9 protein-coding genes and 3 tRNA genes are annotated in these 6,520 nt (G+C 56.8%); 11 read left to right on the top strand and 1 reads right to left on the bottom strand.

Features of this window, described 5'->3' with window-relative positions:
- Positions 1-250 (top strand): hypothetical protein (locus tag PL597_RS09115; protein ID WP_271364990.1); only part of this gene is annotated, 250 nt, incomplete at its 5' end.
- A 560-nt stretch (positions 251-810) separates the two neighbouring features.
- Here PL597_RS09115 and PL597_RS09110 read toward each other — a convergent pair.
- Positions 811-886 (bottom strand) — tRNA-Val (locus PL597_RS09110).
- 208 nt (positions 887-1,094) lie between these two features.
- Here PL597_RS09110 and PL597_RS09105 point away from each other — a divergent pair.
- The 10 genes from PL597_RS09105 (at position 1,095) to PL597_RS09060 (ending at position 6,518) form a co-directional block, all read left to right on the top strand.
- Positions 1,095-1,244: a hypothetical protein gene (locus tag PL597_RS09105; RefSeq protein WP_161596349.1), complete on the top strand. Its 150-nt coding sequence runs from the start codon at positions 1,095-1,097 to the stop codon at positions 1,242-1,244.
- 89 nt (positions 1,245-1,333) lie between these two features.
- Positions 1,334-1,410, top strand: a tRNA-Asp gene (locus tag PL597_RS09100).
- Between the two features lie 41 nt (positions 1,411-1,451).
- A tRNA-Asp gene (locus PL597_RS09095) sits at positions 1,452-1,528 on the top strand.
- Between the two features lie 434 nt (positions 1,529-1,962).
- Positions 1,963-2,328, top strand: coding sequence for an NADH-quinone oxidoreductase subunit A (locus PL597_RS09090; protein ID WP_003496469.1), 366 nt, complete (start codon positions 1,963-1,965; stop codon positions 2,326-2,328).
- Entirely contained in the window at positions 2,319-2,903 is a 585-nt protein-coding gene (locus PL597_RS09085; protein ID WP_003512655.1) for a NuoB/complex I 20 kDa subunit family protein, read from the top strand. The genes PL597_RS09090 and PL597_RS09085 overlap by 10 nt, the downstream gene beginning before the upstream one ends.
- Positions 2,904-2,924: 21 nt before the next feature.
- Positions 2,925-3,527: an NADH-quinone oxidoreductase subunit C gene (locus PL597_RS09080; RefSeq protein WP_003496465.1), complete on the top strand. Its 603-nt coding sequence runs from the start codon at positions 2,925-2,927 to the stop codon at positions 3,525-3,527.
- Positions 3,524-3,952 carry a GFA family protein gene (locus tag PL597_RS09075; protein ID WP_142912112.1) on the top strand — a complete coding sequence of 143 codons (429 nt, stop codon included), beginning with the start codon at positions 3,524-3,526 and terminating at the stop codon, positions 3,950-3,952. Before PL597_RS09080 ends, PL597_RS09075 begins: the two co-directional genes overlap by 4 nt.
- Before the next feature lies 1 nt (position 3,953).
- Positions 3,954-5,144 (top strand): NADH-quinone oxidoreductase subunit D, encoded by a 1,191-nt coding sequence (locus PL597_RS09070; RefSeq protein WP_020012326.1) that lies wholly within the window; start codon positions 3,954-3,956, stop codon positions 5,142-5,144.
- Positions 5,144-5,404, top strand: a complete 261-nt coding sequence (locus tag PL597_RS09065) for a hypothetical protein (RefSeq protein ID WP_142912113.1) — start codon at positions 5,144-5,146, stop codon at positions 5,402-5,404. The genes PL597_RS09070 and PL597_RS09065 overlap by 1 nt, the downstream gene beginning before the upstream one ends.
- A 16-nt stretch (positions 5,405-5,420) precedes the next feature.
- Positions 5,421-6,518: an NADH-quinone oxidoreductase subunit E gene (locus tag PL597_RS09060; RefSeq protein ID WP_137410192.1), complete on the top strand. Its 1,098-nt coding sequence runs from the start codon at positions 5,421-5,423 to the stop codon at positions 6,516-6,518.
- Positions 6,519-6,520: the final 2 nt, after the last annotated feature.

The raw sequence follows: 6,520 nt of genomic DNA, 5'->3' as shown, positions 1-6,520 counted from the left end.
TCGCCGCGAGCGCCCAGAACATCAAGAAAATAGCGATGGCGCTCACGAAAGCACCCAAACCCGCCTGGGGATGAGGAAACGAGGCTCATCTTATCTCCCGTTCACCCGCAAAAGACGACAACAAAACGTCATCATCCCGAAAAAGAAAAAACCCGCCGAAAATATCGACGGGTTTGTCAGCGGTCTGAGCCGGGCGATGCCCGGCTTTTTATTTGGCGAAGAGAACCACCAGGGCTATCGCCACTCCTGAACGATCTGTCATGAGGCAAGCCGTAACATCGGTATCGCTCTCTCAGTATCGAATCTTGGTAAATTTCGTCCAGATGTCGTCCCTAAAAATGTCGCGGACCGATCCTGACGGATCACCGCCCCATGGACTTTGGACTTTTGGGAGTGTCTTGTTTTTCCGAATCCTGCTGGACCCAGCGGAAAAAAATATAAACAGGCAGCGCAATAAGCGCGAGTGTTACAAACGCGTCAATCGACATGGCTTCATCCATCAGTTCAACCGTTCATCATGAAACGGTGCGCAAACAATGCCTGAAATCTCTTTAGAAAGTCTGAATCTTCCTTATTTTCCGGTATGTTGCGGGGTGATACAGGAGGGGCGGGCAGCTGTCGGAATATGGAACAGCAGTTCCGATTTGGCATGGCGCAACTGAAGAGAAGCGATTCTACCTGTCGGCAATCATGACGATGCTTCATGGATCGCATTGAGGGCAGGGGGCAATAATTCCCCGCGCCAGAATCGCTCGCAAAAACCGAGATGCGCGTTGATTCACGAACTGTTATTTAAATCTTCTGGAAAAATGGTGGGCGATGAGAGACTCGAACTCCCGACATCCTCGGTGTAAACGAGGCGCTCTACCAACTGAGCTAATCGCCCTTCGCGTCTTGCGGATCATGTCCGCCGCGTCGGTGGCCGTGATGTATTCGGATCGGAAAAAAACCGCAAGGGCTTTTGTGAAGTTTTTTTGTTTTTTTTAGGCGAGGTTTTTCCCTCCGCCGAAGAGGAGGGGTAAAAAGCCTGGAACTGCGGGCTTTTTGCCAAAACCAGAAGCCGACGACGCCTTTCTGGCCTTGGGGAAATGCCGTTGGAGAAGCCGCCGGCTGTGGACAAGTTTTTTGTTTTCGTTGGGAAAAGCCCGCAAAACAGGGCGTTTGCAGCAATCGCGTTCACAGCCCGTCCGGTTTTTCATGATCAAAATGAAGAAGCTTATTCTTTTGTCGTGAAACCTGCTTGACACCCCCGCACGAACGCCGTAGTTAGCCGCTCAACGAACAGCCGAGGCTGGTTCGTACGGCGGAACCAAGGTTCTGTCGGTCAGGATAAGCGGGTGTAGCTCAGTTGGTTAGAGTGCCGGCCTGTCACGCCGGAGGTCGCGGGTTCGAGCCCCGTCACTCGCGCCATCCTGTTCCTCGGAAAATACGCAGGCGAATGTCTGTGGAGCGCGGGTGTAGCTCAGTCGGTTAGAGTGCCGGCCTGTCACGCCGGAGGTCGCGGGTTCGAGCCCCGTCACTCGCGCCATTTCTTCTTCATGAAATGTCTCTTAAAAGAAAATAAAGCGCTCGTCGCGCGTCTCTGTTTTTGACCGTTCCGGCGTCTGATTCCGGGCTCTCCAGTCGTGATTTTTCCTGCCTTTTTTTATCAAGTTTCGATTTCCCGATATCGTCACTTCGCCGCCTTCCGGACGTAAAATTCGTGTGACTTTTTTGCGGTTGCGTCGTTCAATCGATTATTATTGTATTTGAGTGGCTTAGGCCGGAATTGTGGCCCAAATTTGCGTCAATTCCGGCAATATTGTTGCCAATCAATGCGGCAGGTGTCTTGAAATGGAGGCTAAACTCTTGCAGAGAGGGCGCGGCTGCGCTAACCACTTTGGCGTTGCAACATATTTGTCCGTTCTTTGAGACTTGGGTCGCAAAGGCAGGCCCGGCGCCCGGCCGGGCAAGGAAGAGACCATGACTGAACTCCTCAGTTCCTACATTCCGATCGCAATCTTCATCGGTATCGCTCTTGTAATCGGCCTGGCGCTTCTGATCGCGCCTTTCGCTGTCGCCTATAAGGCGCCGGACCCGGAAAAGCTTTCGGCTTTCGAGTGCGGTTTTAACGCCTTCGACGACGCCCGCATGAAGTTCGATATCCGTTTTTATCTGGTTTCGATTCTGTTCATCATCTTTGACCTGGAAGTCGCCTTCCTGTTTCCTTGGGCGGTGTCTTTCGGCGAGATGGGCTGGTTCGGTTTCTGGTCGATGATGGTGTTCCTTCTCGTCCTCACCATCGGCTTTATCTATGAGTGGAAGAAGGGAGCGCTGGAATGGGCATGAGCCAGAACAACAGCACGCTCGTTGCGCCGCAGCCGAAGGGGATCATCGATCCCGCAACCGGCAAGCCGGTTGGCAGCAACGATGCCTACTTCACGGAAATCAACGACGAGCTGGCCGACAAGGGCTTTCTCGTGACTTCGACCGACGAGCTGATCACCTGGGCGCGCACAGGCTCGCTGATGTGGATGCAGTTCGGTCTTGCCTGCTGCGCCGTCGAAGGCCTGATGCAGGCTTCCGGCCCGCGTTACGACATGGAGCGCTTCGGCGTTGCTCCGCGCGCTTCACCGCGCCAGTCGGACGTGATGATCGTTGCCGGCACGCTGACCAACAAGATGGCGCCCGCTCTGCGCAAGGTCTATGACCAGATGCCTGAGCCGCGTTACGTCATCTCCATGGGCTCCTGCGCCAATGGTGGCGGTTATTACCACTATTCCTACGCTGTGGTGCGCGGTTGCGACCGCGTCGTGCCGGTGGATATCTACGTTCCGGGCTGTCCCCCCACGGCGGAGGCGCTGCTTTACGGCGTGCTTCTGCTGCAGAAGAAAATCCGGCGTACCGGTACGATCGAGCGCTAAGGGCAAAGGACGGATTAAGTAATGAGCGAAGCTCTCAACGATCTTGCTGCTTACGTCAAGGAAGCGCGCGGTTCCCTCGTGGTGTCTGCCGATATCGCCTATGGCGAACTGACGCTGAACACGACGCCTGAAAGCGTGATCGCGCTTTTGACCTTCCTGCGTGACGACGTGCAGTGCGGTTTCGTCAATATCATCGATATCTGCGGCGTTGACTGGCCGCAGCGCGAAAAGCGTTTCGATGTCGTCTACCATCTGCTGTCGCCGCGCCAGAATCTGCGCGTGCGCGTCAAGCTGCAGGTGGCGGAAGACGAAGGCGTTCCTTCATCGACCTCCGTCTACATGGGCGCGGAGTGGTTCGAGCGCGAAGCCTGGGACATGTATGGCATTCCTTTCGAGGGCCATAAGGACCTGCGCCGCATCCTCACGGACTATGGTTTCGAAGGCCATCCGCTGCGCAAGGATTTTCCGGTTACCGGCTTTGTGGAAGTGCGGTACGATGACGTTCTGAAACGGGTTCTTTATGAACCGGTCGAACTGAAGCAGGAATTCCGCAATTTCGATTTCCTTTCCCCTTGGGAAGGAACGGAATATGTTCTCCCGGGTGACGAAAAGGCCAAGCAATGAGCGAAGCCCCCGCGACAGAGCATGGACAATGTCTTTGCGGCGCCGTCGGCTTCACAGCCACGCTCGGTGCCCGCGAATTCGGCGTCTGCCATTGCTCCATGTGCCGCCGCTGGTCCGGCGGTGCGTTTATGGCTGTCGAATGCATTGATATCGCCTTTGAAAACGAGCATAGCCTCGGCGTTTATTCTTCGTCGGAGTGGGGTGAGCGTTGTTTCTGCAAGAATTGTGGCAGCACGCTGTTGTGGCGTTCCAAGGATGGCAAACATTTTGCCGTTTCGCTGCAGGCGTTCGACAAGCCGTCCAGCTTCACATTCGCGCAGCAGATTTTCACGGATGAGAAGCCCTCGAGCTATTCGTTCGCGCAGACCACGCAGAACATGACCGGCCCCGAATTCATCGCCATGATCACCTCGGCGGAGCACTAGAATGACTGAGCATAACGTCCGCAATTTCACGATCAATTTCGGTCCGGAACATCCCTCCGCGCACGGCGTGCTGCGTCTGGTTCTGGAACTGGACGGCGAAATCGTTGAGCGCGTCGATCCGCATATCGGTCTGCTGCATCGCGGCACTGAAAAGCTGATCGAGACCAAGACCTATCTGCAGGCCGTTCCTTATTTCGACCGTCTCGATTACGTCGCGCCGATGAACCAGGAACACGCTTTCGCGCTCGCCGTCGAAAAGCTGCTCGGTCTCGAAATTCCAATGCGCGGCCAGTTGATCCGCGTTCTCTATTCGGAAATCGGCCGCATCCTGTCGCACATCATGAACGTCACCACGCAGGCCATGGACGTCGGCGCGATGACGCCGCCGGTCTGGGGCTTTGAAGAACGCGAAAAGCTGATGGTGTTCTATGAGCGCGCCTGTGGCGCCCGCATGCACTCGGCTTACGTTCGTCCGGGCGGCGTGCATCAGGATCTGCCGCCGGAACTGGTTGATGATATCGGCAAGTGGTGCGATCCGTTCCTGACCGTTCTCGACAATATCGAAGGTCTTCTGACGGACAACCGCATCTACAAGCAGCGTAACGTCGATATCGGCGTCGTATCGCTGGAAGATGCGTTTGCCTGGGGCTTCACGGGTGTGATGGTGCGTGGATCCGGCGCTGCCTGGGATCTGCGCCGTTCGCAACCTTACGAGTGCTATTCTGATCTCGAATTCGACATTCCGGTCGGCAAGAACGGCGACTGCTACGACCGTTACCTGATCCGCATGCAGGAAATGCGCGAATCGGTAAAGATCATGAAGCAATGCGTCGATCTTCTCTCCGGCAAGCATCGCATCGGCCCGGTCTCCTCGCTGGATGGCAAGGTGGTTCCGCCTAAGCGCGGCGAGATGAAGCGTTCGATGGAAGCTCTGATCCATCACTTCAAGCTCTATACCGAAGGTTATCACGTTCCCGCCGGCGAAGTTTACGCCGCCGTCGAAGCGCCGAAGGGCGAATTCGGCGTTTACGTTGTCGCCGATGGCTCGAACAAGCCCTACCGCTGCAAGATCCGCGCGCCGGGTTACGCCCATTTGCAGGCGATGGATTTCCTGTGCAAGGGCCATCAGCTTGCCGACGTTACAGCCGTACTCGGCTCTCTCGACATCGTGTTCGGGGAGGTCGACCGCTGATGCGTCTGCCGCTGGCCATTCCGGCTTTTCTCGCTGCGATGTCTACTCCCGTTCTCGCCCAGACGGCGACGGACGAGGGCGGAGTATCGCTGTCGAGCGGCGGCTCTTCGACCATCAAGCAGCTTCTGTCTTCGGGATACGAGATCAAGGCCTCGGTTCCCAATGGCAGCAAGTTCATCGTGTTCATGCAAAAAGACAAGGCGGCTTATGCCTGCGAATTCGTCACGGTGGCGAGATCGCGGTGTGAGACGTTAAACTGAAAAGGCGTGAGGAAGTATGTCCGTTCGTCGACTAGCCGAAGATCAGTTCCAGCCCGTGGCTTTTGCCTTCAATGCGGAAAACACCGCATGGGCTGAAAAGACGATCAAGAAATATCCCGAGGGACGCCAGCAATCGGCGGTCATCCCGCTGCTCATGCGTGCGCAGGAGCAGGACGGCTGGGTTACCCGCGCCGCCATCGAGAAAATCGCCGACATGCTGGATATGGCCTATATCCGTGTTCTCGAAGTGGCGACCTTCTACACCCAGTTCCAGCTGAAGCCGGTTGGCACGCGCGCCCACGTTCAGGTGTGTGGCACCACGCCCTGCATGCTGCGCGGCTCGGAAGCGCTGATGGATGTCTGCCGCAAGAAGATCCACCACGATCCGTTGCACACCAACGAGAGCGGAACGCTCTCCTGGGAAGAAGTGGAATGTCAGGGCGCCTGCGTCAACGCGCCAATGGTCATCATTTTCAAGGATGCCTATGAGGACCTGACGCCCGAGCGTCTGGAAGAGATCATCGACACGTTCGAGGCAGGCAAGGGCGACACGGTCAAGACCGGCCCTCAGATCGACCGTCACCAGTCGGTCCCGGTCGGCGGCCTGACGACGCTGACGGAAGAGATCAAGCCGGACCGTTCCAACCTCGACAAGCCGGCCGAAGCGCCTGCGGACGCCGCGTCGGTTCCGCCGTCCAATGCCGCCAAGCCGAAGACGGACGCCCCGGAAACCGATCCGAAGCTGAAGACGCCTGCGACCGCACCGAAGGCTGCCGAAGCAAATGCAAAGACCGCCGAAAAGGAAGCTTCGGGATCTGCGAAGCCGTCGCTCGATTCCAAGGATCGTCCGGCCGCTATCGAAAAGCCCGCAACGCCCGACGACCTGAAGCTCATTTCCGGCGTCGGTCCGAAGATCGAAGGCACGCTGCACGAGCTCGGCATCTTCACCTATGCGCAGATCGCCGGCTGGAAAAAGGCCGAATGCGACTGGGTCGACGGTTATCTGAATTTCAAGGGCCGCATCGAACGCGATGAGTGGATCAAGCAGGCCGAGGCGCTCGCCAAGGGTGGCGAAGCCGAGTATATCAGGGTCTTCGGCAAGAAGCCGCGGTAAGA

It is taken from the genome of Agrobacterium sp. ST15.13.013, from assembly GCF_027956525.1.
Taxonomy (GTDB): Bacteria; Pseudomonadota; Alphaproteobacteria; order Rhizobiales; family Rhizobiaceae; genus Agrobacterium; species Agrobacterium salinitolerans.
The sequence above is the reverse complement of the archived record's forward strand: the minus strand, read 5'-3'. Positions and strand labels throughout refer to the sequence as shown.

Coding starts and splice junctions, on each gene's coding strand:
- PL597_RS09090 (WP_003496469.1), top strand. CDS start 1,963: ATGACTGAACTCCTCAGTTCCTACATTCCGATCGCAATCTTCATCGGT.
- PL597_RS09085 (WP_003512655.1), top strand. CDS start 2,319: ATGGGCATGAGCCAGAACAACAGCACGCTCGTTGCGCCGCAGCCGAAG.
- PL597_RS09080 (WP_003496465.1), top strand. CDS start 2,925: ATGAGCGAAGCTCTCAACGATCTTGCTGCTTACGTCAAGGAAGCGCGC.
- PL597_RS09075 (WP_142912112.1), top strand. CDS start 3,524: ATGAGCGAAGCCCCCGCGACAGAGCATGGACAATGTCTTTGCGGCGCC.
- PL597_RS09070 (WP_020012326.1), top strand. CDS start 3,954: ATGACTGAGCATAACGTCCGCAATTTCACGATCAATTTCGGTCCGGAA.
- PL597_RS09065 (WP_142912113.1), top strand. CDS start 5,144: ATGCGTCTGCCGCTGGCCATTCCGGCTTTTCTCGCTGCGATGTCTACT.
- PL597_RS09060 (WP_137410192.1), top strand. CDS start 5,421: ATGTCCGTTCGTCGACTAGCCGAAGATCAGTTCCAGCCCGTGGCTTTT.